Source organism: Cedecea sp. FDAARGOS_727, assembly GCF_012273235.1.
GTDB lineage: Bacteria > Pseudomonadota > Gammaproteobacteria > Enterobacterales > Enterobacteriaceae > Cedecea > Cedecea davisae.
In genome coordinates this window covers 3172750-3197810 of sequence record NZ_CP050966.1, presented here as the reverse complement: position 1 = coordinate 3197810, position 25061 = coordinate 3172750, and the positions used below count along the sequence as shown (strand labels likewise).

21 protein-coding genes are annotated in these 25061 nt (G+C 58.3%); 4 read left to right on the top strand and 17 right to left on the bottom strand.

Going from position 1 to position 25061, the window contains the following annotated elements:
* Positions 1 to 52: 52 nt before the first annotated feature.
* Positions 53 to 1189, bottom strand: coding sequence for a 4-phosphoerythronate dehydrogenase PdxB (gene pdxB / locus FOC35_RS15175; RefSeq protein WP_172569356.1), 1137 nt, complete (start codon positions 1187 to 1189; stop codon positions 53 to 55).
* A 125-nt stretch (positions 1190 to 1314) separates the two neighbouring features.
* Here pdxB and flk point away from each other — a divergent pair, with 125 nt between their 5' ends.
* On the top strand, positions 1315 to 2319 hold the full coding sequence (flk, locus tag FOC35_RS15170) for a flagella biosynthesis regulator Flk (RefSeq protein WP_172569355.1): 1005 nt from the start codon (positions 1315 to 1317) through the stop codon (positions 2317 to 2319).
* Between the two features lie 61 nt (positions 2320 to 2380).
* Here the strand turns inward: flk and FOC35_RS15165 are convergent, their stop codons facing one another.
* Positions 2381 to 3562, bottom strand: coding sequence for an MFS transporter (locus tag FOC35_RS15165; RefSeq protein WP_172569354.1), 1182 nt, complete (start codon positions 3560 to 3562; stop codon positions 2381 to 2383).
* A gap of 225 nt (positions 3563 to 3787) precedes the next feature.
* Complete coding sequence (fabB, locus tag FOC35_RS15160) at positions 3788 to 5005, bottom strand: beta-ketoacyl-ACP synthase I (protein ID WP_016537491.1); 1218 nt, start codon at positions 5003 to 5005, stop codon at positions 3788 to 3790.
* A 157-nt stretch (positions 5006 to 5162) separates the two neighbouring features.
* On the opposite strand from fabB, the gene mnmC reads away from it, so the two are divergent.
* A complete protein-coding gene (mnmC, locus tag FOC35_RS15155; RefSeq protein WP_172569353.1) occupies positions 5163 to 7163 on the top strand; it encodes a bifunctional tRNA (5-methylaminomethyl-2-thiouridine)(34)-methyltransferase MnmD/FAD-dependent 5-carboxymethylaminomethyl-2-thiouridine(34) oxidoreductase MnmC in 2001 nt (666 codons plus the stop codon).
* Positions 7164 to 7252: 89 nt separating this feature from the next.
* Here the strand turns inward: mnmC and FOC35_RS15150 are convergent, their stop codons facing one another.
* The 6 genes from FOC35_RS15150 to prmB all read right to left on the bottom strand — a co-directional run bounded on the left by FOC35_RS15150 (position 7253) and on the right by prmB (position 11875).
* Positions 7253 to 7528, bottom strand: a complete 276-nt coding sequence (locus tag FOC35_RS15150; protein WP_016537493.1) for a YfcL family protein — start codon at positions 7526 to 7528, stop codon at positions 7253 to 7255.
* A 26-nt stretch (positions 7529 to 7554) separates the two neighbouring features.
* On the bottom strand, positions 7555 to 8103 hold the full coding sequence (locus FOC35_RS15145; protein WP_172570376.1) for an elongation factor P hydroxylase: 549 nt from the start codon (positions 8101 to 8103) through the stop codon (positions 7555 to 7557).
* Between the two features lie 17 nt (positions 8104 to 8120).
* On the bottom strand, positions 8121 to 8918 hold the full coding sequence (locus FOC35_RS15140) for a sulfite exporter TauE/SafE family protein (protein ID WP_039898515.1): 798 nt from the start codon (positions 8916 to 8918) through the stop codon (positions 8121 to 8123).
* Between the two features lie 28 nt (positions 8919 to 8946).
* Entirely contained in the window at positions 8947 to 9771 is an 825-nt protein-coding gene (gene mepA, locus FOC35_RS15135; RefSeq protein ID WP_016537496.1) for a penicillin-insensitive murein endopeptidase, read from the bottom strand.
* A gap of 4 nt (positions 9772 to 9775) precedes the next feature.
* Entirely contained in the window at positions 9776 to 10861 is a 1086-nt protein-coding gene (gene aroC / locus FOC35_RS15130) for a chorismate synthase (protein WP_016537497.1), read from the bottom strand.
* An 81-nt stretch (positions 10862 to 10942) separates the two neighbouring features.
* Positions 10943 to 11875, bottom strand: a complete 933-nt coding sequence (gene prmB / locus FOC35_RS15125; protein WP_016537498.1) for a 50S ribosomal protein L3 N(5)-glutamine methyltransferase — start codon at positions 11873 to 11875, stop codon at positions 10943 to 10945.
* 174 nt (positions 11876 to 12049) lie between these two features.
* On the opposite strand from prmB, the gene smrB reads away from it, so the two are divergent.
* Complete coding sequence (gene smrB, locus FOC35_RS15120; protein ID WP_172569352.1) at positions 12050 to 12601, top strand: endonuclease SmrB; 552 nt, start codon at positions 12050 to 12052, stop codon at positions 12599 to 12601.
* A gap of 88 nt (positions 12602 to 12689) precedes the next feature.
* Here smrB and sixA read toward each other — a convergent pair whose 3' ends face one another.
* The 4 genes from sixA to FOC35_RS15100 all read right to left on the bottom strand — a co-directional run bounded on the left by sixA (position 12690) and on the right by FOC35_RS15100 (position 17296).
* Positions 12690 to 13178, bottom strand: coding sequence for a phosphohistidine phosphatase SixA (sixA, locus tag FOC35_RS15115; protein ID WP_016537501.1), 489 nt, complete (start codon positions 13176 to 13178; stop codon positions 12690 to 12692).
* A gap of 181 nt (positions 13179 to 13359) precedes the next feature.
* Positions 13360 to 15525, bottom strand: a complete 2166-nt coding sequence (gene fadJ / locus FOC35_RS15110; RefSeq protein ID WP_172569351.1) for a fatty acid oxidation complex subunit alpha FadJ — start codon at positions 15523 to 15525, stop codon at positions 13360 to 13362.
* Complete coding sequence (gene fadI / locus FOC35_RS15105; protein ID WP_016537504.1) at positions 15525 to 16835, bottom strand: acetyl-CoA C-acyltransferase FadI; 1311 nt, start codon at positions 16833 to 16835, stop codon at positions 15525 to 15527. Before fadI ends, fadJ begins: the two co-directional genes overlap by 1 nt.
* Before the next feature lie 176 nt (positions 16836 to 17011).
* Entirely contained in the window at positions 17012 to 17296 is a 285-nt protein-coding gene (locus tag FOC35_RS15100) for a YfcZ/YiiS family protein (protein WP_172569350.1), read from the bottom strand.
* Between the two features lie 376 nt (positions 17297 to 17672).
* Here FOC35_RS15100 and fadL point away from each other — a divergent pair, with 376 nt between their 5' ends.
* Complete coding sequence (fadL, locus tag FOC35_RS15095; RefSeq protein WP_172569349.1) at positions 17673 to 19007, top strand: long-chain fatty acid transporter FadL; 1335 nt, start codon at positions 17673 to 17675, stop codon at positions 19005 to 19007.
* A gap of 47 nt (positions 19008 to 19054) precedes the next feature.
* Here the strand turns inward: fadL and FOC35_RS15090 are convergent, their stop codons facing one another.
* Genes FOC35_RS15090 through hflK (FOC35_RS15075) form a run of 4 tightly spaced genes read right to left on the bottom strand, consistent with a single transcriptional unit; the run spans position 19055 to position 25000 of the window.
* Positions 19055 to 20959 (bottom strand): cation-translocating P-type ATPase, encoded by a 1905-nt coding sequence (locus FOC35_RS15090; RefSeq protein ID WP_172569348.1) that lies wholly within the window; start codon positions 20957 to 20959, stop codon positions 19055 to 19057.
* The gene (hflK, locus tag FOC35_RS15085; protein ID WP_172569347.1) at positions 20956 to 22008 is read right to left on the bottom strand and encodes a protease modulator HflK; all 1053 of its coding nucleotides are present in this window, start codon (positions 22006 to 22008) and stop codon (positions 20956 to 20958) included. The genes FOC35_RS15090 and hflK (FOC35_RS15085) overlap by 4 nt, the downstream gene beginning before the upstream one ends.
* Positions 22005 to 23015 carry a protease modulator HflC gene (hflC, locus tag FOC35_RS15080; protein ID WP_172569346.1) on the bottom strand — a complete coding sequence of 337 codons (1011 nt, stop codon included), beginning with the start codon at positions 23013 to 23015 and terminating at the stop codon, positions 22005 to 22007. Before hflC ends, hflK (FOC35_RS15085) begins: the two co-directional genes overlap by 4 nt.
* Entirely contained in the window at positions 23012 to 25000 is a 1989-nt protein-coding gene (gene hflK, locus FOC35_RS15075) for a protease modulator HflK (RefSeq protein ID WP_254065294.1), read from the bottom strand. The genes hflC and hflK (FOC35_RS15075) overlap by 4 nt, the downstream gene beginning before the upstream one ends.
* Positions 25001 to 25061 lie beyond the last annotated feature (61 nt).

Genomic DNA, 25061 nt, shown 5'->3' with positions numbered 1-25061 from the left:
AATAAAACAGATGCTCCCCGAAGCCGGGCCTCGGGAAGCCAGAAGATTAAACTTAGCGAAGCGGGTGATGAACCGCGCTAAAGCCCAGTTTTTGCAGCATGGTTGCCGCATCGGCGTCATCGCACTGCACATAGAGCGATGACCACTCGCGACGCTCCAGATAGTTTTTACGCAGCTTGTCGAATTCACCCGGCTGCCCGGCCACTTTACGCAGCGGGGCATCGTCGCGGCGCACATCATACACCAGATGCGCCAGTCTTTTGAGCGTTGGCTGGTCGAGCGGACCCGCAAGCGTAATGCGGCCAAATTCCGGGGCAGGCAGCAGCGTGTCCAGCGCAACCTGGTGAGGCTGGCCGATAAACTCGCTGAAAGCTTCAAACACCTGCGTGGTGCCCCGCGCTTTGCCTTCCAGGGTATAACCGGCGATATGCGGAGTGCCAATATCAACTTTTTCCAGCAGCTCGACGTTGAGATCCGGTTCCGGCTCCCAGACGTCCAGCACCACGCTGAGCTTTTGCCCCTGATTAAGGCATTTCAGCAGCGCGGCGTTATCCACCACCGGCCCGCGGCAGGCATTTATCAGAATAGTGCCAGGCTTCAGGCGGCTAATCAGCGCTTCGTCGGCCAGGTGCAGCGTTTTGTACTCGCCTGACTTAAACAGCGGAGTGTGGAAGGTAATAATATCGGCTTCCTGCACCAGGGTTTCCAGCGGTTGGAAATCACCCTCGTCGCCGCGTGCGGCACGCGGGGGATCGCACAATAAGGTGCGCACGCCCCAGGCTTCAAGTCGCGCCTGTAACCGCGCTCCCACGTTACCGACGCCAACGATGCCGACGGTGCGGTCTTTCAGCTCAAAGCCATCGCGCTCGGCCAGCATCAATAAAGAAGAGAATACATACTCAACAACCGCAATCGCGTTGCAGCCTGGAGCCGCCGAAAATGCCACTCCGGCGCTTTGCAGATACGCTTCATCAACGTGGTCGGTTCCGGCAGTCGCGGTCCCGACAAATTTGATCCCTTTACCGTCCAGCAGTTCGGCATTCACTTTCGTGACCGAACGCACCATCAGCGCGTCCGCATCCGTTAACGCATCCACCGGAACAGGGCGCCCCGGCACGGCGGTAACCTCGCCCAGGCGGCTGAAAAGCTCGCGGGCATAGGGCATATTTTCATCAACGAGGATTTTCACCTGAGTACCTGTCTGTTAATCGTCGAGATAAGGCCGGATAGTGTGCCATAATCTGGCGTCCGGGCATAACGAACTACTTGTTAATGTTTTGTCGTTTTTAAGGCGATCTTAAGGATTACTCTATAATGCAACCCATTCAGGGCGCCACGCCGCGTCCTCCGGGGGAATCACCCTCCACGCCGTCTGCCGTCGGCGAACAACCGCTCTCTACCCAGCAACGCACCGTGCTGGAGCGCCTGATCACCCGGATCATTGCGCTTAGCCAGCAGCAAAGCGCCGAGGTATGGGCCGGATTAAAGCACGACCTGGGGATGAAGAATGACGCCCCCCTGCTTTCTCGCCATTTTCCGGCCGCCGAACAGAACCTGAGCCAGCGCCTCGTCAGCGCGCAGACCACGCTCGCAACGCGCCAGATAATCCAGCAGCTAACGGATTTGCTGCCGCAGGGGAACAATCGCCAGGCGGTGAGCGACTTTATTCGCCAGCAGTTCGGCCAGACGGCGCTCAGCCAGCTGACGCCGGACCAGCTCAAAACCGTGCTGACGCTGCTGCAAAATAACCAGTTGGCCATTCCTCAGCCGCAGCAACGCCCGGCGACGGACAGGCCGCTGCTGCCCGCAGAGCACAATAGCCTGAACCAGCTGGTCACTAAACTGGCGGCCGCTACGGGTGAGTCGGGTAAGCAAATTTGGCAGTCGATGCTTGAGCTGTCCGGCGTGAAGACAGGGGAACTTATCCCGGCCCGGCATTTTACGCTGCTAAGCACCTGGCTTCAGGCTCGCCAAACGCTGAGCCAGCAGCCCGCGCCTAATCTGCACAGCCTTCAGGCCGCGCTGAAACAGCCGCTTGAAGCAACGGAGTGGAAAGAGGTTGTTGATTATAGCCAGCAGCGTTTTCAGGCCACGCCGCAAACCGTGCTAACTACGGCCCAGGTGCAGGATATTCTTAATCAGGTATTTTTGAAACGCGCCGAGCGGCTGCCGGGCAATACCGAAGTGCGGGATATTCAGCCGATCTACAATCCGCTTTTCAGCTCGATAATCGAACCGATTAAGGCGCTGAGCGCCAGGCCAGGGCTTGCTCTGATTGCTTTGGTAGTTGTGATGGTTTTGCTCTGGCTGGTTATCTAGTTCCTTCGCCTGTCCCTCTCCCAAAAGGAGAGGGATAAAACCCTCAGCCAGGGTGATAGCACTACTTTCTGAAGGCCGCCAGCGTCACTACAATCCCCAGCACCGCCGAAACGGCTCCCGCCATAAATACCGACGAATACCCCATCGACGTAGCCAGAATGCCGGTTAACGGCCCGGTTACGCCGTACGAGATATCCTGGAAAGCGGCATAGCCCCCAAGCGCGGTACCGCGTACCTGAGGCGGAACGCGCTTCACCACTTCCACACCCAGGGCCGGGAAGATAAGCGAGCACCCGCAGCCGGTTAACGCCGCGCCCAACAGTGCGGTCCACGCGTCCGGCGCGTGCCACAGGAGCAGTAAACCAACGGTTTCAACAGCTAACGAGAACAGCGCTACGCGCACGCCGCCGTAGCGGTCCGGCATCCAGCCAAACAGCACGCGCACCAGCACAAACGCGCCGCCAAAAGCGGTCAGGGTAAAGCCCGCATGCGCCCAGCCGTTAGCCGCAAAGTAGAGCGATACAAAAGTGCCGATAACCGCAAAACCCACCCCCTGTAGCGCCAGCCCAAGGCCCGGCTGCCAGATGAGCCCCACAACCGCCAGCAGCGAAGGGCGTTCGCCTTTATGGGCGGGAACGGAGGCTACGGTGGCGTTGAACAGCAGGCCGATGAGCGGCAGAGCAATGGTGGTGACGCCCAGCGCCACAAAGCCCCACTGGCTGTTGAGCATCAGGCCAAGCGGCGCACCGGCGGCCAGTGCGCCGTAAATCGCCATTCCGTTCCAGGACATCACTTTTCCCGAGCGCCCCGGGCCAACTAGCCCCAGCCCCCAGGTCAGGTTGCCGGTCAGCAGCTGGCTTTCACCAAAGCCGAGGATCAGGCGGCCTACAATCAGCAGAGTGAACTTTATCCCAGGATCAACCGGCAGCAGCGCGGCAAGCAGATAGGCCAGCCCGGCAAGTCCGCAGGCGAACATCCCCTGCAACACCGAGCGCTTTGCGCCCATCTGGTCGGCGAGACGCCCGGCGTAGCCGCGGGTTAATACCGTGGCAAGGAACTGAATGCCGACGGCAAGACCGACCATCATATTGCCGTAGCCAAGCTGCTGATGAACGAAAAGCGGAATAACAGGCAGCGGCAGGCCAACGGTCATATAAGTGAGAAATACGGCAAACGTGATTCTGAATAGCGATGTATTAGCTGATTTCGACGATTTAAGCGTAGATTCAGGTACTGCGGACATACTGCTTACTCCATAAATTCAGAGCAAGGCGCAACTCAACCTGCGCCCTTTCCTCTGATGATTCAGATTACAGGGTGCGTTGGTTAACGTTGAACGCTTACGCATTATCAAAATGATAATGGAGGGAAATGAATAGTGCCTTCAGGCCAACCGACTGTCAATGCCGGGAAACGGGCAAAAAAATAGGGCACCCTCAGGCACCCCATTTCGCATCAGCCGTAATGATTAAACGTCAAGCTTGCGCATAACAAGCGTTGCGTTAGTCCCGCCGAAGCCGAAGCTGTTGGACATAACGGTTTTCAGCGTCGCATCAGTAGGCTTAGTGACGATATTCAGGTCAGCCGCCTGCTCGTCCAGCTCTTCGATATTGATGCTTGGGGCGATGAAGCCGTGTTCCAGCATCAACAGGCTGTAGATAGCTTCCTGAACGCCTGCGGCACCCAGAGAGTGGCCGGTCATCGCTTTGGTCGCGGAAATAGCCGGGCTGTTATTGGCGAACACTTCACGGATAGCGCCCAGCTCTTTCACGTCGCCTACCGGAGTAGAAGTCCCGTGGGAGTTCAGGTAGTCGATTGGCGTGTCGACGCCGTGCATCGCCATCTTCATGCAGCGCACCGCGCCTTCGCCAGATGGAGCAACCATATCTGCGCCGTCTGAAGTTGCGCCGTAGCCAACGATTTCAGCGTAGATGTGTGCGCCACGAGCCAGAGCGTGTTCCAGTTCTTCAACCACAACCATACCGCCGCCGCCGGCGATAACGAAGCCATCGCGGTGCGTATCATAAGTGCGGGATGCTTTATCCGGCGTTTCGTTGTATTTGGTAGACAGCGCGCCCATTGCATCGAACTCACAGGCCATTTCCCAGCCCAGTTCTTCGCCGCCACCGGCAAACACGATGTCCTGTTTACCCAACTGAATCTGCTCTACCGCATTACCGATACAGTGTGCAGAAGTCGCACACGCGGAGCTGATAGAGTAGTTCACGCCGTGGATTTTGAACGGCGTAGCAAGGCAGGCGGAAACCGCGGAGCCCATTGCTTTGGTCACAACATAAGGACCAACCGCTTTCAGGCCACGCGGGCTACGCATTGCGTCAGCACCGAATACCTGCGCTTTTGAAGAACCGCCGGAACCTGCAATCAGGCCAACGCGCGGGTTATTCTGGTAAACCTCTTCGCTCAGGCCTGCATCAGCAATCGCTTCCCGCATGGAAAGATAGGCATAGATTGAGGCATCGTTCATGAAACGAACTACTTTACGGTCAATCAAACCGGTGGTGTCCAGTTTGACGTTACCCCATACGTGGCTACGCATTCCCGAATCTTTAAACTCTTCAGAGAAAGTGATCCCGGAGCGTCCTTCACGCAGAGATGCCAGGACTTCCTGCTGGTTATTACCAATACTGGAAACGATGCCCAGGCCAGTAATCACTGCACGTTTCATTCAAATACCTCGTTCACTGCTCTATGTAGGATTTCGTGTGGCACAATAGCGTACACTTGTACGCCGAACAAGTCCGATCAGACAAATTATGCGGAAATTTGCGCCGCTCCGCTCACGCCGTTATGATCGACGCACTGCCCGCATACGAGCCACTTACGTGAAACATTCTCCTATACAATCCGCCAACCTTGGTTTCAACGAAGAAGGTACACCTGTAGCCCGAGACTTCGATGATGTGTACTTCTCTAACGATAATGGGCTGGAAGAGACGCGTTATGTGTTCCTTGGGGGAAATCATCTTCCTGAACGCTTCGCAAGCCACGAAAGACCGCTGTTTGTGGTCGCGGAAAGTGGGTTCGGCACCGGACTTAACTTTTTGACTTTATGGCAGGCGTTTGATGAATTTTGCGTGAAACATGAGGATGCGGCGCTAAAGCGGCTGCATTTTATCAGTTTTGAAAAATTCCCTCTGACCTCTGCGGACCTGGCGCTAACCCACCAGCACTGGCCGGAGCTAAGCCAGTTTGCCGCCGAGCTTCAGCAGCAGTGGCCTCAGCCGTTTGCCGGTTGCCATCGCCTGCAGCTCGGGAATGGCCGCGTCACGCTGGATTTGTGGTTTGGCGATATCAACGAGCTTATTCCTGAGCTGGACGACACGCTTAACCAGCAGGTAGACGCCTGGTTCCTCGACGGCTTTGCCCCGGCTAAAAATCCGGATATGTGGACGCCGCAGCTGTTTCAGACCATGGCTAAGCTGGCTCGCCCCGGCGGCACGCTGGCCACCTTTACCTCGGCAGGTTTTGTGCGGCGCGGCCTTCAGGAAGCTGGTTTCACCATGACCAAAAGCAAAGGCTTTGGCCGCAAGCGCGAAATGCTGACCGGATTCCTGGAGCAGGCCATTGACTCCCCTGCCCGCGCGCCATGGTACTCCCGCCCCGCGGCCACGGAGAAAGAAACCGCGATTATCGGCGGCGGTATCGCCAGCGCGCTGCTCTCTCTGGCACTGCTGCGCCGTGGCTGGCAGGTGACGCTCTATTGCGAAGATGACGCCCCGGCACAGGGCGCTTCCGGCAACCGTCAGGGTGCGCTTTATCCGCTGTTAACCGCGCACGACGCCGCGTTGACGACCTTTTTCCCGGCGGCTTTCACCTTCGCCCGGCGGCTGTACGACTCGCTGCCGGTAGAGTTTGATCATCAATGGTGCGGCGTCACCCAGCTGGCCTGGAACGAGAAAAGCTCGCAGAAAATAGAGCAAATGCTCGGACTAAATCTTCCTGCCGCGCTGGCAGCGGCGGTTGATGCCGAAGCTGTGGCAGAAAGCTGCGGCGTGGAAACCGGGTGCGGCGGCATCAGTTACCCGCTCGGCGGCTGGCTCTACCCGGCTCAGTTGACCGCAGGCGCGCTGGAGCTTGCTAAACGCCAGGGGCTGAAGGTGTTTTACGGCCACCGCATAACCGGGCTAAACGGCCAGCAAGGCGGTTGGGAACTGACTTTCTCCGGGCAGGAACCGCGGCACCATGAAGCCGTGGTTCTGGCAAACGGCCATCAAATCAGCGACTTCCCACAAACGGAAAAACTGCCGGTTTATGCCGTTGGCGGTCAGGTTAGCCATATCCCAACCACTCCTGCCCTCGGCGAACTGCGCCAGGTGTTGTGCTACGACGGCTACCTTACGCCGGTCAACCCGCAGAATCAGCAACACTGTATCGGCGCAAGCTACCACCGCGGTCAGAGAGAAATGGCGTTCAACGAAGCCGACCAGCAGCATAATCGCCAGCGCCTGATTGACTGCCTGCCGGAGGCCGAATGGGCAAAGGAAGTGAATGTTTCGGCCAACGAGGCCCGCTGCGGGGTGCGCTGTGCCTCGCGCGATCATCTGCCGATGGTGGGCAGCGTGCCGGATTACGAAGCGACGCTTGAGCAATACGCCACGCTTGCCGACGAGCGAGAAAATGCCGCCCCGGCTCCGGTGTATCGTAATCTTTATATGCTGGGCGCGCTGGGGTCACGCGGGCTGTGTAGCGCGCCGCTGGCGTCGGAAATTCTGGCGGCTCAGATGAGCGATGAACCAATACCTCTGGACTCCGCTACGCTGGCGGCGCTGAACCCGAATCGGCTTTGGGTGAGGAAGCTATTGAAAGGGAAAGCAGTGAAGTAATTTCCCCTCTCCCCAAAGGGTCGAGGGAGAAAACTATTTATTCCCTCACCCCTTTGGGGCGAGGGTCAGGCACAGGGCGAGGGTAAAACTTAGGCCTGAGCCTGTTGGTACAGGTTATCCCACATACCCAGCACCAGAGCCTGATCGCGCGGCGAAAGCTCACCGGCCTGAATGGCTTTATGCAGGCTGTCGGTCACGACGGCATGCAGCGCCTGGGATGAATGGTCATCACCATTTTCCACTTCAGCTACCGCCAGAGTGAGATGGCCACGCAGATAGCCGCTGGCGAACAGCTCGTCATCACTGGCGTGTTCCACCATCCCGTCAATCAGCGCCAAAATGCGTGACTCAAATTCCGCGATCATCGTACTTCCTCTTCTACAGGTGATTTTTAGTTTAGGTCTTCCGGCCACGGAAACTGCTCAGCGGCCAGCGGAGGGGTTTCATAATACGCCCTCAGCGCTTCAATAAGGCGTGCCGGACGAGCCGGGATGCCCTCTTTCAGATAAGTCATAACCTGAGCATGCACCCTGCGCTGGAACGCAATGCGGTCCGGCTCGAAATCGCCGCTCAGGTTGTCGCAGCTCACGTTGAACGGGAAATTAGCGGCGGTGCTGAGCATCCACTCCAGCGCCTGCGGCTTCACTTCCACATCTTCAAACTTGCCCTGGGTTTCGGCATCGCGCCCGTCCGGGCAGTACCAGTAGCCAAAGTCCACCAGCTCGCGCCGCGCTTTACCGGCCACGCACCAGTGGGAAATTTCGTGCATCCCGCTGGCGTAATAGCCGTGAGCGAAAACGATGCGGTTATACGGTGCATCGTCGTCGGCGGGCAGGTAAATAGGCTCGTCGTCGCCTTTGATCAGGCGAGTATTAAAATCATCTTTAAAGCAGCCGTCGAAAATATCGATCAGCTCCTGATAGTGGTGCTGTTTGCTCATTGTTACGTTATTCATTTTCAGGCTATCCCTAACCAGTGGAGGATTTCCGGTCCGTGGCTGTCATACAAAAGTTTAGCGCTCATCACCGCCGAGACCGCGACAATCATCGGCCGAATCAGCTGCTGCCCTTTGCTTAATACCAGGCGAGAACCCATTCTCGCGCCTATAAACTGCCCGGCCATCATCACGAAGCCGGTTCCCCAAATCACTTTCCCGCCGATGATAAACAGCAGTAATCCGCCGAGGTTTGAGGTGGCGTTAAGCACTTTGGCATGGGCGGTGGATTTAGCGAGGTTAAAGCCGCAGAGCGTCACGAACGCCAGAGCGTAAAACGACCCCGCGCCGGGGCCAAAAAAGCCGTCATAGAAACCGACGCAGCCGCCTGCAATCAGGGCAAACGGCAGGCCGTACAGGCGGCGCTGCCGGTCTTCTTCCCCAAGTTTTGGCATCAGCAGGAAGTAAAGACCGATGCCGATAATCAGCAAAGGTAGGATCTGGCGCAGGATATCGGACTTAACGTGCTGCACCAGCAGGGCGCCGCAGGTCGAGCCGATAAAAGTCATCAGGATATTGAGCTTCTGGTCCGCAAGGTTAACCACCTTGCGGCGGATAAAATAGAGCGAGGCCGAGACCGAACCGCCGCAGGCCTGTAGCTTGTTGGTCGCAAGCGCCTGAGCCGGTGACATGCCCACCGCCAGCAGCGCGGGAACGGTTAGCAACCCGCCGCCGCCCGCCAGGGCATCAATAAACCCCGCCAGCATAGCGACGAAGAAAAGCGCCGCCAGCATCAGCGGGGAAACCATAAACCATTCCATTATCCGACGGAAAACCTCATGTCTGATGTTAGAGAACGTGCTCATCCAGTAATGCCTGACAGGAGGCGGGCAGCGGCGGTGGCGTTGTTTTTTTCGGTGGCGTACTGCCCGGCGCAGGCGGCGCAAACCAGCTTTGCAGCTCGGCGCCGCAGCCGTCGCCCGGAGGCGGCAGAGGCTGGTCTTCACACTCAAGGCTGTTGGCCGGGCAACGCAGGCGAACGTGCATATGCGCGCGGTGGGCAAACCACGGGCGCACCTTACGCAGCCAGTCTCTATCTGCCCCGGCATCTTCGCAAAGCTTCTGCTTGATGGCCGGGTTCACGAAAATACGCGTCACGTCATTATCTTTGGCGGCGAGCTTAATCAGGCTGTCGATTTCCGGCTTCCACAGCGCAGGCACAACGCGCTTCCCGTCGGCGGCAACCAAATCCAGCGCCTGCGGACGCAGCAGCTGCGCCGAACTCCAGCGGGTTTTGGGCAGTTGCAGGAAAATATCGACATCTAATCCGGTCTGGTGGCTGGCGTGGCCGGAGCTGAAGCGCCCGCCTGCCGCCATGCCCATATCGCCAATCAGCACCGTGCCGAGGCCCAGCTGATTGACCTGGTTACTCAGGCGCTGAATAAACATCACTAAATCGGGGTGCCCGAAATAGCGGCGCTGATCCGGGCGCATCACCTGATAGCGAGCGTCTTCGAGCGGCAGCGCGTTAGCGCCGACGATGCAGCCATTGGAGAAAGCGCCGATGGACTGCGCGCTACCGCCAATAGGATGGTCGATTTTTTGCCACGGCGTTGCCGCTAAAGCCTGAGCGCTGGCGGCCAGCACCAGCAACCCTACCAGGAGTTTTTTCATCGTCTTACCAGCGAGGAAGCGGGGAAGAAACGTCAGCGTTCTGAGCGCGCTGGCGCAGCAGGTGATCCATCAGCACGATAGCCAGCATCGCTTCGGCAATTGGCACCGCGCGAATGCCTACGCAAGGATCGTGACGGCCGCGGGTGATCATCTCCACTTCTTCGCCTTCGCGATTAATGGTTTTACCCGGCACCGTAATGCTCGAAGTCGGCTTCAGCGCCATATTGGCCACAATCTGCTGGCCGCTGCTGATGCCGCCCAGGATGCCGCCGGCGTGATTGCTCTGGAAGCCCTGTTTAGTGATTTCGTCACGGTTCTGGCTGCCGCGCAGGTTTACAACGCCAAAGCCTTCGCCAATCTCCACCCCTTTCACCGCGTTAATGCTCATCAGCGCGTGGGCAATATCGGCGTCCAGGCGGTCAAATACCGGCTCGCCGAGGCCCGGCGGGACGTTATCAGCCACGACGGTAACTTTAGCGCCGATGGAATCACCCTCTTTTTTGAGGCCGCGCATCAGCTCGTCGAGTGCTTCAATTTTATCCGGGTCCGGGCAGAAGAACGGGTTCTGTTCAACCTGTTCCCAGTCTTTGATTTCCAGCGGCACGTCGCCCATTTGCGTCAGGCAGCCACGGATTTTGATGCCGAATTTCTGCTCAAGATATTTCTTGGCAATCGCCCCTGCGGCTACGCGCATTGCGGTTTCACGGGCGGAAGAACGACCGCCGCCGCGATAGTCGCGCAGGCCGTATTTCTGTTCGTAGGTGTAATCTGCATGTCCGGGACGGAACACATCTTTGATGGCGCTGTAATCCTGCGAGCGCTGGTCGGTGTTTTCGATAAGCAGGCCGATGCTGGTTCCGGTAGTCACGCCTTCAAATACGCCGGAAAGAATTTTGACCTGGTCCGGCTCGCGGCGCTGGGTGGTATAGCGTGAAGTCCCCGGGCGGCGGCGATCGAGATCGTGTTGCAGGTCAGCTTCGGTAAGCGGAATGCCCGGCGGTACGCCGTCAACAATACAGCCCAGAGCGATGCCGTGAGATTCACCAAATGTCGTTACGCGAAAAACCTGTCCAATACTGTTACCTGCCATCACGGCTCCTTATTACCGTTGTCGTTGTTGTGTTGTGCGCGGGAAGTAAAACGAGCCACGGGGCTCGTCTACGTTCGGCAATTAATCTTTGTAGATGCTGAAATGTTCGTGCGCCGCAATCAGCTGCGCTTTGGTCAGCATAAATACGCCGTCGCCGCCGTTGTCGAACTCAAGCCAGGTAAACGGCACCTCCGGGTATTGCTCCATCAGATGTACCATGCTGTTACCGACTTCACAAATCAGAATCCCGCCGTCGGCCAGATAATCCGGCGCACAGCCAAGGATGCGGCGCGCGAGCTTCAGGCCGTCGCTGCCCGCGGCGAGGCCAAGCTCAGGCTCAAAATGATACTCGCCCGGCAGGTCGGCCATGTCTTCTTCATCAACATACGGCGGGTTGGTGACGATGACGTCGTACTGCACTTTTGGCAGGTCGCGGAACAGGTCAGAGCGAATCGGCGTGACGTTATGGTCCATGCCGTGCTCGGAAATGTTCTGCTCGGCAACCGCAATCGCGTCCAGCGAGATATCAACAATGTCTACTTCCGCGTTCGGGAATTCGTAGGCGCAGGCGATGCCGATGCAGCCGCTGCCGGTACACATATCGAGAATATGCTGCGGTTCGTGCTCAATCAGCCCGGCAAAGCGGTTATTGATTAGCTCACCAATCGGCGAACGCGGCACCAGCACGCGCTCGTCCACGTAAAACTCATGCCCGCAGAACCACGCTTTGTTGGTCAGGTAGGCAACCGGAACACGCTCGTTGACGCGGCGAATCACGCGCTCAACGATGCGGTGGCGCTCGCTTGGCGTCAGGCGGGCGGTGCGCATGTCTTCAGGAATATCCAGCGGCAGATAAAGGCTCGGCAGAACCAGCTGAACGGCTTCATCCCACGGATTATCGGTGCCGTGACCATACCAAATGTTGGCGGCGCTAAAGCGGCTGACTGCCCAGCGCAGCATGTCCTGAATGGTATGCAGCTCGTTCACTGCCTCATCGACGAAAATTTTATCCACGTTGCCCTCCGCAGGCGACTCACGCTAGTTCAATAATAGTCGGCTAGTTTGCCATGAAGGCCGCGACAAATCAGCATCCATCCACTCTCCGGGGCAGGGAAAATTGCGTTTTCTTTATTGCCGGAGGAGAAAGCAGGTAAACTGGCGCGAAAGCGAATGCGAGATGGGAAGCACATGAAAAAGAAATCACCGCTCAGTTCTGAAGATGAGGCGCTATTCCGCGGCCTGATGAGCGGCACAAAGAAACTGGCGCAGGACACTATTGTTCACCGCCCGGTGCGAAAAAAAGTTGCGGAAGTGCCGGTAAAGCGGCTGCTGCAGGAGCAGGCGGACGCCAGCCACTATTTTTCCGATGAATTCCAGCCGCGCCTCGCCACCGAAGGCCCGATGCGCTACGTGCGGGAAGACGTCAGCCATTTTGAACTCAAGAAGATCCGCCGCGGCGACTACTCCCCGGAACTGTTTCTTGACCTGCACGGCCTGACCCAGCTACAGGCAAAACAGGAGCTTGGCGCGCTGATAGCCGCCTGCCGCCGCGAGCATGTGTTTTGCGCCTGCGTGATGCACGGCCACGGCAAGCACGTTCTCAAGCAGCAAACGCCGCTGTGGCTTGCCCAGCATCCACACATTATGGCTTTTCATCAGGCACCGAAGGAATACGGCGGCGACGCCGCGCTGCTGGTGCTGATTGAGGTTGAGGAATGGCAGCCGCCTGAGCTTACGTAGGCTTCGCGTCGGGGATGAGGGGAAAAATCCCGAGCACCTGAAAAGCAAAAGAGCCGCTTTCGCGACTCTTTTTTCATGCTCACAGCAATCAGATAGCCTTCGCCACCTTAAAGTTGCAGGGGCTCATCTGCCAGTTAAACACCCCTTTTCCGGTTTCCGGATCCAGCGTGACGTTGGCAATTGCCGAAGTGGTAAACATCGGCGGGGCCTCTTCCGGGCAAAGCTCGGAGACAAGGTAGCCAACCAGCGGCAGGTGGGAAACCACCAGCGCAGATTCTACGCCTTCATTTGCCAGGGCTTGCAGGTAGTCACCTACCAGGCCCACATCACCGCAGGGCCGCAGCTCCGGCAGGATGTCTTCTTTCTCCGGGAGGTTCAGCGCTTCCCGCACCACGTCCAGGGTCTGTTCAGCTCGCAGGTAAGGGCTCACCAGAACACGTTCGATACTCGCCACCTGACCCGTTAACCAGGTCGCCATCAGACGGGATTCATCGCACCCACATTGGGTTAAGGGACGAACCGAGTCGCTGGCAGCATCGAGTGCTGCGTCGCCGTGACGCATGATAAAAACTTGCATATTGCACCGCTTTTGTTAACCAGGAACGCCAGAACCCGCACGCTAAAAAAGTGGGGGTTCCCGGCAGCCGGGCATTGTGCCTTATCCGTACATCGAATGAAACGCTGTCTTTTACCTCAATGCTGCAAGTATAGTCAATATCTGTTTACAAAATGACCTTGCAGCGTACATTTGACGGTTTTCAGAGCGCCGTTTCGTCAACCCCGGTTGCCGCCTGCGGGTTTAGCGCGGGCCAGAAACTAAGGTGTTGTTCCGCCATAATTATCAATCTTTCGCAGGGTTCGAAACGCTCCCCGTACTGCCCCGCCAGACGCCGTAATCTTGCCACAATATCGGCCGCGCCCTGGCTGTCCATATACCTGAACGGCCCGCCCAGGAACGGCGGGAAACCAATCCCGAAAACGCCGCCGATGTCGCCATCTCTTGCGCTTCGCACTACGCCTTCATCCAGGCAGCGGGCGGCTTCGTTCAGCATCATCATCACGCAGCGCTCGGCTATCTGTTCCGGTGCCTGGCGTCCGTGTGGCGACACGCCGATGAGCTTATAAATCGCGGGGTCGGCCTGTTTCTTGCTTTTACGCCCTTTCGCTGGATAAAGATAGAAACCGCGACCATTTTTTCTTCCTTTGCGGTCGTCCTTAAGAATCGCATCCACGCTGCCCGGGGCGGCAAAGCGCTCGCCGAAGGCCTGGTGCAAAATCGGAATAATTTTAGTCCCAACGTCAATGCCCACTTCGTCCAGCAGTTGAATCGGCCCGACCGGGAAACCAAACTTAACCAGCGCCTCGTCGATGCGTTCCACCGGCTCGCCTTCCACCAGGCAGCGCATTGCTTCATTGATGTAGGGAGCAAGAATTCGGTTAACGTAGAACCCGGCGCTGTCGCCGACCACAATCGGCGTTTTGCCCTGTTTTTTGGCCAGTTGAACGGTTGTGGAAATCGTTTCCGCGCTGGTTTCGGCGTGCGGGATAACTTCCACCAGCGGCATTTTATCTACCGGGCTGAAGTAATGCAGGCCGATGACCTGCTGCGGGCGGGCGGCCTGCGCCGCAATATCCGCTATCGGCAGCGACGAGGTATTCGAGGCAAAAATGGTATGCGAGGCAGCATTTTGCTCCACTTCGGCTACCATTTTCTGCTTCAGAGCCAGGTCTTCAAACACCGCCTCAACGACGATATCGCGCTGATGGAAGCCGTGGTAGTCAGTTCCGCCGGAGATACGAGCCAGCTCGCGCTGGCGCTCCGCGGGTTTCATATGGCGGCGGCGCACCTTTTTATCCAGCAGATCCCAGCTGTACTTCAGCGCGTGGTTGATGCCTTCATTGTTAATGTCTTTGATGCGCACAGGCAGCTTGCCTTTAGTGGCGGTCACATAGGCGATACCGCCGCCCATCAGCCCGCCGCCCAGCACGCCCACGGCGTTCAGCGAACGAGGTTTAGCTTCGCCGCCGTACTCTTTTTTCAATTCGGTACTGGCGAAGAACAAGCCCCGCAGCGCGGCAGATTCCGGTGACATAGCGAGTATGCCGAAAGCTTTCGCCTCCGCCTCGTAGCCGCTTTTACTCCCCTGCTCCAGCCCGATGCGGATGACATCAATAATGCGGCTGGTCGCCGGATAGTTGCCCTGAGTCTTTTCCTCAGTCTTTTTACTGACGAGGCTGAACAGCAGCGAACGGCCGAGAGGACCGGCAAGAATACGCTCTTTCACCGGCAGCTCACGGGAAGGTTTACGCCCTTTCAGCGCCAGCTCAACCGCGGTTTCCAGCAGAATAGATTCCGGCACCACATCGTCCACCAGCCCCAGCTTCAGCGCCTGGCGCGGGCGCAGCTGTTTGCCGGTCAGGATCATATCCAGCGCATTGCTGACGCCAATCAGGCGCGGCAGACGCTGGGTTCCTCCGGAACCAGGCAGCAGGCCGAGCTGCACTTCCGGCAACCCTAGCTGGGTTTTCGGTGAATCAGTACAGATACGCGAATGGCAGGCCAGCGCCATCTCCAGCCCGCCGCCAAGGCAGGCTCCGTGAATAGCGGCGATGACCGGGATCGGCAGCGCGGCAATTTCCGCCATAATTTGCTGCCCCTGACGCGCCAGTTCCTGCGCTTCCTGAGCGGTTTTGCAGCCGGCTATCATGTTGATATCCGCCCCGGCGATAAAGTTATCCGGCTTGCCGGAGATAAACACCAGGCCCTGCACGCTCGGATTGTCGCGCAGCTTTTTGATTATGCCGTGCACCTGAGAGCCAAACTCGGCCTTCAGGGTATTCATTTTCTCGCCGGGAACGTCGATAGTGACAACCGCAACGTTATCCAGCCGAATGTGTAAATCGAATGCGCCTTTGTGCTCCATTATTCGGCCTCCAGAACCATAGCTGCCCCCAGCCCGCCCGCCGCACAGGCGGTAACCAGGCCAAAGCCGCCGCCGCGGCGGCGCAGCTCGTGCAGAGTTTGAGTGATCATTCGCGCCCCGGTGGCAGCAAACGGATGACCATAGGCAATAGACCCGCCCAGCACGTTGAATTTGGCATCGTCCACCTCGCCCGTGGCGTGGGCGCGCCCAAGCACGTTGCGGGCAAAGTTTTCGCTGGAAAGCATTTTCAAATTAGCCAGCGTCTGGGCGGCAAAAGCTTCATGCATATCAAACAAAGTGAGATCGTTTAGCGTGATCCCGGCGCGCTCCAGCGCCAGCGGCGTAGCCCATGCAGGGCCAAGAAGCATGTCCTGCCAGACATCAATAGCGGTAAATGCGTAGCTGCGCAGATAGCCTAACGGTTTAAGGCCGAGCTCTTTTGCGCGGGATTCGGTCATCAGGATGACCGCCGCCGCGCCGTCGGTAAGCGGCGTGCTGTTTGCTGCGGTTACCGTGCCGTGCTTGCGGTCAAAGGCCGGGCGCAGCTTCGCATAATCGGCGAGGCTCGAGCCTTTACGCACGTTGTTATCTTCGGCAAACGGCTGACGATAAGGCGGAATAAACGCGGTCATCACCTCTTCGGAGAGCTTACCTTCCTGCCAGGCCTGAGCGGCACGTTCGTGGGAACGGTGAGCCAGCGCGTCCTGTTGTTCGCGGGTAATGCCATGGGTTTTTGCCATCTGCTCGGCGGTATCGCCCATCCGCAGGCCGGTTGAATACTCGGCAACAGCCGGAGGAACCGGGAGCAGGTCACGCGGGCGTAATTTGGAAAATAGTTTCAGGCGCTGGCCGAGGGTACGCGCTTTATTGGCATCCACTAAAGTACGGCCCAGCTTTTTACTCACCCCGATAGGCAGCACGGATGAGGAGTCTGCGCCTCCGGCAATCCCGGCGCGAATGGTTCCGGCCATCAGGCTTTCCGCCACGTTTGCCACTGCCTGGAAGCTGGTCGCGCAGGCGCGGCTAACGCTGTAGGCGTCGGTATGTACGCTCATCCCCGTTCCGAGGACGATTTCACGGGCAATGTTCGGAGCTTCGGGCATCTGAACAACCTGGCCAAATACCAGTTGCTCAATGACTTCCGGCGGGATTTCGCTGCGGGCCATCAACTCGCTGACCACCATATTGCCGAGATCGACGGCGGGTATGCCGTGAAAAGCCGTGGCCTGGCGGGCAAACGGCGTACGTAAACCGCTAACAATGGCAATACGATCGCCCTGGCGGGTAATCAACGGCAGTGCCTGACTCATAACGCTCCCCTGCTAAAAAAAGTGAATACAGACAAAAAAGTGGTCTGACCTGATCACAGTCTTAACTAAAAATTCACATCCAGCCAACTGGCTGGCTAAAAAATTGGGAGAGGCGACACGAATTATTACACAACGAAAGAGAACGCCCTCGAAAATCGAGGGCGCAGAAGGAAGGATTAACGCAGGCCGAGCTGGAAGATCATAGTTTCAGCCTGGCAGCTGAACACGAAGTCGATATCCAGCTGCACGCCGTCCGCCACTTCGATATAACGCGGGGTGATCTGGCAAGGTTCCGATTCCACTTCGCGGGCTTTGGCGGTTAACGCCGCCAGCACTTCGTCAGCCTGCTTTTTGTCAGCGAATACGCGGCTGTAGGTAGCGATGCAATCGGTGTTGTCGATAATGGAACCGACATCAATGCAGCAGCAAACTGGGGTTTCATCGGCGGTATTTTTACTCATCACGCTTTCCTCTGTAGTGCAGCTTAAAATGGAGAATAGTTAAAATAATTGTCGTTATTTTACGCCCGCGGTTCTTTCTGCTCCAGTTGATAATTCTCACAAAGTCTACAAGTGACGGAAATCACACTTAAAAATGATCTAAAACAAATTACATCCCCCATCAGGGGGGAAGTTCCCCGCGGTTTTGCCAACCAGATCTCGTTTTTAAGATCAAAGTTGAAAAACTTTAGAAACAAACTTGCAACATCCTCTCTGGTCAGACCTATACTCTCGCCACTGGTCTGATTTCTCTGTACCCGATCAGTCCCTACTATTCGCGCTCCTGTTACGGTACGTAACAATGTTTGCATAAAAATAAATCAATGAGGTTTTGGTCATGAGCCAGAAAAACCTGTTTACAAAGTCAGCCCTCGCGGTTGCAGTGGCAATAGTCTCTTCCCAGGCTTACGCAGCCGGCTTTCAATTAAACGAGTTCTCTTCCTCTGGCCTTGGCCGAGCGTATTCGGGGGAAGGTGCAGTAGCGGATAATGCGGGTTCAGCAAGCCGCAACCCTGCAACAATTATGATGTTTGACCGCCCGTCTTTCTCCGCTGGCGCCATCTTCGTTGACCCGGACGTTAATATCTCCGGCACTTCACCATCCGGTAAAAGCACTGATGCAAAAAACATCGCGCCGACCGCATGGGTGCCTAACCTGCACTTTGTTGCACCGATTAACGACCAGTTCGGCTGGGGTGCTTCCGTCACCTCTAACTACGGCCTGGCAACAGAATACAACGACAACTACGCGGCTGGTTCAATGGGCGGTACTACCGACCTGACCACCCTCAACCTGAACCTGAGCGGCGCTTACCGCCTGAACAGTAACTGGAGCTTCGGCCTCGGTTTCGACGCGGTATACGCTAAAGCGAAGATTGAGCGTTACGCAGGTGACTTGCCTCAACTTCTGGCAAGCAAGCTTCCTGCTCAATATAAAGGACTGGTCGGCTCTATTCCGGCAGATACTCAGATTGCTCATCTGAAGGGCGATGAATGGGGCTTCGGCTGGAACGCCGGTATCCTTTATGAAATTGATAAAGACAACCGCTACGGCTTCACCTATCGCTCAGAAGTGAAAGTAGACTTCGACGGCGACTATAAGAGCAGCCTGCCGCCTTCAAGCGCGCTGCCACCTCTGGTTGCTGGCGCCCTTGCTGCCAACCATATCCCTGCGGGCACCGGCGGAGCAACCGTACCGGGTTCTCTGAGCCTGCACCTGCCGGAAATGTGGGAGCTGTCTGGTTACAATAAAGTGGCGCCGAAATGGGCCGTTCACTACAGCCTGACCTACACCAGTTGGAGCCAGTTCCAGCAGTTGAAAGCAACCGGCAGCAACGGTCAGACGCTGTTCTTGAAAGACGAAGGTTTCAAAGATGCTTACCGCATCGCGCTGGGCACCACCTACTATATGGACGATAACTGGACCTTCCGCACCGGTATCGCCTTCGATGACAGCCCGGTTCCGGCTGACAAACGTTCCATCTCCATTCCGGACCAGGACCGTCTGTGGCTGAGCGCCGGTACAACTTATGCGTTTAACAAAGACGCATCCGTGGATGTGGGCGTTTCCTACATGCACGGCCAGAAAGTGACTATCGAAGAAGGCCCATACACCTTCAAATCTGAAGGTAAAGCCTGGCTGTACGGCGCTAACTTCAACTACGCGTTCTAAGTTACCGCCCCGAAAAGCAAACCGCCTTCATCACGAAGGCGGTTTTTTTATTTCTGCTCGCTCAGCTTTTCTTCAAACCTTAATAGCCGGCCGGCATTGCCCAGCACCAGCAGCGTGCTGAGATTATGCAGAAGCGCGGCAACCACCGCGCCCGATGCCCCCAGCCAGCCGAAAGCGGCCATGGCCACAATCGCCAGCGTCCAGCCCAGCCCGATAAACACGTTTACCTGCAAAGTGCGGCGGCAGCGGCGGCTTAAACGAACGCAGGTGCCGAGCCGACGTAAATCACTGCCGATGAGCACGATATCCGCCGACGACATAGCAATGTCTGACCCACCCGCGCCCATCGCCACACCGACCACTCCTGCCTTGAGCGCCAGCGAATCGTTGATGCCGTCGCCGATAACCATTGGCCGGTAACCGCTATCAATTTGCTGTTTAACCTGGTTGAGCTTGTCCGCAGGCAGCGCTCCGGCAATAACATCCGTTATCCCCACGCTGCGGGCGATACGATCGGCAACGGACTGACGGTCGCCGGTCAGCAGCAGTTGCCGGTTCAGGCCAAGTTCCCGCAGCTCGGCCATTGCCGTTGCGGCCTCACCGCGCAGGCTATCGGCCAGCAGCAGCCAGCCAAGAAAACGGCCTTCCAGCGCCAGTCCAACTACCGGCCCATCGTGTTCCGGCACTTCCGGCAGGTCTGCCACGCTCGTTGCCAGCAGTTCTGGCCTGCCGAGCACGGCTTCGCCCTGCGGCGTTGCGGCAGAAACGCCCAATCCCTGAAGCTCACGCACGTTTTCCAGCGTCAGCCACTCTTCACGCGGGGCGATATCGCTCAGGGCACGGCTTACCGGGTGGTTGCTGGTTGCGCCCAGGCTGGCGGCAAGCGCCTTCAGCTGCTGCTGAGTCACGCCTTCTGCCGGAGCCAGCGCCTCCAGCTGTAGTTTGCCATGGGTCAGGGTGCCGGTCTTATCGACCACCACGGCGTTAACTTCCGCCAGCTCCTCAAGGAATGCCGCGCCACGGATTAGAATGCCGTGGCGGGCGGCCACCGTTAACCCTGCAATAGAAGAAGCCGGGGCGGAAAGCACCAAAGCACACGGGCAGGCGGCGACCAGCACGGCCAGCATCGCCTGAGCATCCTGGGTCAGGAACCAGGTGCTGGCGGCAATCATCAAAACCAGCAGTAAATAACGGGCAGCATGTCGCTCCAGCAGCCGGGTAATCGGCGGGCTTGCCTGCTCGGCGCTTTGCATCAGGGCAATGACTCTTCCGAGCGTGGAGGTTTCACCGGTACGCGTTACCCGCACGCGCAGCAGCCCGTCAAGGTTAATGGCCCCGCCGTACACTTCGCTGCCCGGTTCAACCTCCTGCGGCACCGACTCGCCGGTAATCGGAGCGGTATCCAGGCTGGCTTTACCCTCCAGCACCAGCCCGTCCGCGGGAATATGGTCTCCGGCCCGGACTTCTACTACGTCGCCGGGCTGTAAATCGTGGTTGTCGATATCGTGCAGATTGCCTTCGCCATCAACGCGCCGCGCCCGGCTTCGAGTCAGCTTGCTCAGCGCTTCTATAGCCTCCTGAGAACCAATCACGCTGCGCTCTTCAAGAATATGGCCAACAATCATAATCAGCGGCAGTAGCGCGGCGGTGAGCAGGTCGCCGGTTGCCCACGCCCCGAGCAAAGCCAGGGCAATAAGCTGGTCGGTCAGGCCGTGCAGGCTGGGGTAACGCAGGCTGTGCCAGGCGTGGCGCAGCACCGGCACGGCAACCACCAGCGATGCGGCTCCCAGCAGCAAATCGGCCACCGCAACCTGCTCCGGGGCCAGCCAGCGCCAAAGAAGCCCGAGGATCAGCGCCCCGCTGGCTATCAGGGCCAGCAATAACTGGCGGGTAATATGCCGCTGCTCCTGGCGCGTCAGCGCGCCGCCCGGCTGTGCAGATGAGGTGCTCATGGTGTGGAATTATCCTTTTGCTCAACGCCCTGCAGGATCAGGTGGGCATCATCCTGCGGCGACACGGTGACCACCGATCCCGCTTTAGACAGGATCTCAGCGATCCGCTGACGATAAATCCTGCCCATTAAATCCGGATCGTCACGGTTATTAGCCAGATGGGCAATTGTCGCGGTATCCGACTGCGCTTTTGCCACGCTTTCCTGAGCCTTAGCCTGGGCGGTCTGCCGGAGCTGATCCGCCTGTTGCACGGCTTTCTGCCGGGTGAGCGAGGCGTCGCTCTGAGCGGTGGCGATAGCTTTAGAGGCCTGCTGGCTGGCGGTCAAAACCGCATTGAAGGCGGCAACCGTGGCAACCGGCAGCGCCGACTGAACCGTGACCCGTTCAAGCGTGATGCCTGCATCGCTACCGGACTGCTGAAGGCGCAGCAGATTTTGCTCAATATTATGCTGCACGTCGCTGAGCAATTGTTCGCGCTGTTGGGCAACGTTCATGTCATTACCGGGCATTTCCGGGCGAGCGACCAGAATGGTATCCAGATCGCGTGAGGCACAAACGGCAACCGCCGCGCGCTCTACCAGCCTGTCGAGCAGCGGCAGAACGTGTTTCCCCTGGAGCACATACGCCATCGGCGTTCTGACACGGTAAAACACGCTGATATCCAACTGCACCACGCCCGCATCTCCGGTCAGCAAGAAGCCGGAACCGGCAATCGCATCGCTGGCCGGGCCGCCGTTAATATCGAGGCTTTGCGCGTCCGATGAGCGCAGCAGCGCGGTAACCCGATGCTCAATCACCCGGTCGGACCCCGGAACCATCACCACGTCGTTAATCGGCGAAGGCCAGGCCAGCAGCAGGCCCGGCTCGGCCACCCGCTGTTCGGCACCGAAACTTAGCACCACCGCTCTGCTTCCCGGGGGAATTTCCCGCACGTTGGAAAACAGCCATGCCGCGGCGGCGAATAGCGTCAAAACAAATATCGCGATAAACGCCAGCCGGATCGACTGCGTCCATGGCCCGTTCGGCGGGAGTTTTTGCCGTTCCGTCATGGCTTCTTGTCCGCCGCTTTATCCAGCTGTGGGCCTTCTACCAGCAGGCTGAACGGTTTCGCATCGGTGCGCAGAACCAGCCGGGTTTGTGCATTCACCATGCCGCTGAGGGCGTCAATCTGGCGCAGCAGGCTATAAAGCTGCGGCGCGCTTTCATAAGCCTTGCCGTAAATAGCCGCCGTTTGTACCTGAGCCTGAGCCTCAATATCCGCAGCCTTCACCGAGGCCTCGGCTTCGGTAATACGCGCATCGCGATCGGCAGCAGAACGGATCTCAGCCGCAGCACGCTTCCCTTCCGCCGTTCTTTCTATAGCAATAGTTTCACGCTCGGCGCGCATCCGGTCGACGGTGGCATTCAGCGTTACCGCTGGTAATGTCAGGCGCTCTGTACCCATCTGCACCAGCCGGATGCCGTAGCTTTGCAGCAGCGGCTGGCTGATTTGCTGCTGCAAGTGCGATTCAAACGCCGCCAGCTGGACCTGCTTGCCGTCGGTATTGACCAGCTGCGAGAGGGTAAAGCCGCTGGCCGTGGTTTCCAGCGCCGAACCGAGGTAGGTACGGATCTGGCGGGCGGCTTCATCAGGCTGGTTTTGCACCGCACGCATAAAGCGCTGAACGTGCTCGGGGGTATTATCCACCTCCCAAACCGCATAAGACTGGACGATTATCCGCAGCCCGTCTCGCGTGCCTACGTCCTGCAGGCCGCTCGAGGTGGTACGCAGGCGCAAATCAACCACCGTGGCGGTTTCAAAAGGTGCAGGCAAGCGCCAGGCAAGCCCCGGCTCAAGCAGCACGCGCACCGGCTTGCCGAAGCGGGTAATCACCAGTGACTCGCCGGAGCGTACCTGCACCAGGCTGGCAGCGGTGAGCACAATAAGCACCAGCAACGCGGCGGCGGCAATGCGTTTCCCCATCCCTTTTTTGCCGCCTTCCGGGGCGGAAGAGTGGTTATGGCCGCAGCCACTACCGTGAGAATGATGATGTCCATGAGAATGTGAGTGGCTCACCGGGAAGGCTCCTGTGCGGGTTTTACTGGCGCATCGCGCCGGGCTGCGTCATTCAGGGAAGGAAATTCACGAAGGTCGAGCGTTGGCGACGAACCTGCGCCGATCCGCTGGTCGATAACCAGCAGCGGGCGGCCGCTAAGCGTGAGCTGGAGTTGTTTAAACCACAGCTCGTCGATAAAGACCTGCCCGGCCTGCTGATAAGCATTTTTCTCGGCGGCAAAGCGCACCGCTGTCGCCCTGGCAAGGCTGAACGCCTCCGTGGCGTTAATTTTCGCCGTATCCTGGCGCACGGCGGCGTTGGTTGCGGCAAGCGCGGCTTTTTCTGCGGCACTGCCCTGCTCCCGGAGGATCAGCGACTGGGCGGCAATTTGCGCGGCCTGTACGCCATGGAACGCGTCCGCCGCGCCCGCCGGTGGATGAATAGCTTCAACAACCGTGGAAAGAATTTCGACGCCGCTGCCCAGGCTATCAAGCTGCTGCTGGACGGCGCGATTTATCTGCGCGGCTAAATCGTCACGACGCTCGCTCAGCACATCGTCAAGCGTGAGCGAAGAAAACTGATGCACCAGCACCTGATTGGCGGTGCTGCGCACAAGTTCGGCAAGATTGGCCGAGCGGTAGGTTGCCGCCAGAGCGGCTTTATCCGTCAGGCCGATGCGCCACATAAAACGCACGTCGCTGTTAACGATTTGCAGGCTTTGCTGGTCGCCACTCTGGCTGGCGATTATCTGCGCCTTATCGAAATTGTGGGTCGCATCCCACAGGCGGTCTGCGCTGGCCGGAGCCGGCCCTTCGGCGTCCACCAGCGGAGAGGCTTTCTGAGTCGCAGGGTCTTCCCCGGCTGCCAGCTCGTGCACCTGACCATTTTCGGTCAGCAGCACCCGGCCAAACGGCCACGGCATGCCGACGTGCAGGCCCGGTTCCAGCACCGCCACCGACCGGCCAAAGCGTTCATAGACCCCGCGCTGGGTAGCGGAGATTTGCTGTAGCCCGGTCAGCAGCCAGCCACAGAGCAGCATCAGCGCCAGCATCGGGAAAAAGGCGCGCCGTAAAACGGTAAACGCCCACACCTGACGCAGGTCGATGCCGAAGCGCTGGTGAAGTTCCTGCTGCAAAAAACGCAGCGGGCGCGGCGGCCAGCTAAGCTGTGCAGCAAGCTGGCTTTTGGGAATAAGCTTTGGTTCGGCGGAACCATCCCCCGGCGGTGCAAACAGGGAAAACAGACCCCGCAGCATAAACTCGAGCGCCGCCAGGCCAACCAGCAGCGCGGGCAGGTTTATCACCAGCGAGCTGTTGAGCTGCGGCCAGATAAACGCGGGCAACGTCAGGAGTTGTACCGCCATGACAAGGCGCAGTACCGGCGCAATCTGCCCGGCCTCCGGCGAAGCCTCTTTTGCCATAGCGCTGAGGTGCCGCTCGGCAACCAGCGCGGTGAAGATAGCCGCAGCCAGGCAGCCAACGGCTATCCAGCGGTTATTATCGGCCGCAAGAGGAACGTAGCTGCTGCTCCAGCCGCACAGCGCGATATAAATCGTCAGCGCGGCAAGCGAGCCGGACCAGATCCCCTCGGCCTTGAAAAAGTTTTCGATGCGGCGGAAATTCAGCGGCACGGAGGCGGTAAACCAGCGGGCTAAGGCTCCCGGCGGCGGCTCCGCTTCCGGGGTTTGTGGGCCGGGCGGCGGAGAAAATTTTGCGCTGCGCCACAGGCAAATACGCTGGGCCGCATGCAGCGAAATAACCAGCAACAATAGCGCGGCGGCGTTGCTGCACAGCAGAGGAACCCAGCGCGAGGCGGGTTCCAGCAGGCTGATGGTCAGCGCCAGCATAAGCATCATAAACAGCGGAATAGCCAGTACGAACACGACCCGCGCAAGGAGTCGGGCTTGCCCGGACGCCAGCGAATAGCGCGCGGGAAGCGCAGGCGGCAGCAGTTCAGCTTCAGGTATCTGGGAAGGCGGCATGGTCTTAAAAGGAATAAGGTGCACAAGAGTTGTGCAGCATTTTCAGGTTGTTACCTTATAACATACCAACACAAAATGCTGATGG

Coding starts and splice junctions, on each gene's coding strand:
- fabB (WP_016537491.1), bottom strand. CDS start 5,005: ATGAAACGTGCAGTGATTACTGGCCTGGGCATCGTTTCCAGTATTGGT.
- FOC35_RS15150 (WP_016537493.1), bottom strand. CDS start 7,528: ATGATCGCGGAATTTGAGTCACGCATTTTGGCGCTGATTGACGGGATG.
- FOC35_RS15100 (WP_172569350.1), bottom strand. CDS start 17,296: ATGAGTAAAAATACCGCCGATGAAACCCCAGTTTGCTGCTGCATTGAT.
- fadJ (WP_172569351.1), bottom strand. CDS start 15,525: ATGGAGCACAAAGGCGCATTCGATTTACACATTCGGCTGGATAACGTT.
- aroC (WP_016537497.1), bottom strand. CDS start 10,861: ATGGCAGGTAACAGTATTGGACAGGTTTTTCGCGTAACGACATTTGGT.
- FOC35_RS15165 (WP_172569354.1), bottom strand. CDS start 3,562: ATGTCCGCAGTACCTGAATCTACGCTTAAATCGTCGAAATCAGCTAAT.
- FOC35_RS15140 (WP_039898515.1), bottom strand. CDS start 8,918: ATGGAATGGTTTATGGTTTCCCCGCTGATGCTGGCGGCGCTTTTCTTC.
- flk (WP_172569355.1), top strand. CDS start 1,315: ATGCAACCCATTCAGGGCGCCACGCCGCGTCCTCCGGGGGAATCACCC.
- FOC35_RS15090 (WP_172569348.1), bottom strand. CDS start 20,959: ATGAGCACCTCATCTGCACAGCCGGGCGGCGCGCTGACGCGCCAGGAG.
- sixA (WP_016537501.1), bottom strand. CDS start 13,178: ATGCAAGTTTTTATCATGCGTCACGGCGACGCAGCACTCGATGCTGCC.
- fadL (WP_172569349.1), top strand. CDS start 17,673: ATGAGCCAGAAAAACCTGTTTACAAAGTCAGCCCTCGCGGTTGCAGTG.
- hflK (WP_172569347.1), bottom strand. CDS start 22,008: ATGACGGAACGGCAAAAACTCCCGCCGAACGGGCCATGGACGCAGTCG.
- FOC35_RS15145 (WP_172570376.1), bottom strand. CDS start 8,103: ATGAGCAAACAGCACCACTATCAGGAGCTGATCGATATTTTCGACGGC.
- fadI (WP_016537504.1), bottom strand. CDS start 16,835: ATGAGTCAGGCACTGCCGTTGATTACCCGCCAGGGCGATCGTATTGCC.
- mepA (WP_016537496.1), bottom strand. CDS start 9,771: ATGAAAAAACTCCTGGTAGGGTTGCTGGTGCTGGCCGCCAGCGCTCAG.
- smrB (WP_172569352.1), top strand. CDS start 12,050: ATGAAAAAGAAATCACCGCTCAGTTCTGAAGATGAGGCGCTATTCCGC.